Genomic DNA, 266 nt, shown 5'->3' with positions numbered 1-266 from the left:
ACCATGGGCATTGATATAGCCGGGCAGCAGTGCATGGTGGGGCAATTCGATGGTTTGCCGGGCGTCACGCTCAGATTCTGACGACTCAATGGCTTCAATACGGCCGTTTGTTACAAAAACCGAAGCGTGTTCGATGATCGGTTGATTACCATCCATTGGCACCAGCCAGCGAGCGTTGAGACGGAGGTATGCAGTCATGAATAATCCTCATGTAAAAAGAGAGTAGATCGCCGTCAACGGTGGCGGGCACGAAGACGATTATATCC

1 pseudogene is annotated in these 266 nt (G+C 51.5%); it reads right to left on the bottom strand.

Features of this window, described 5'->3' with window-relative positions:
• Nucleotides 1–198, bottom strand: a pseudogene (locus tag Q4563_RS20295) (TRZ/ATZ family hydrolase); the annotation flags it as partial.
• Nucleotides 199–266: the final 68 nt, after the last annotated feature.

Source organism: Gilvimarinus sp. 1_MG-2023, assembly GCF_030548285.1.
Note: the sequence above shows the minus strand (reverse complement) of the source record. Positions and strands in the feature narration are given on the sequence as shown.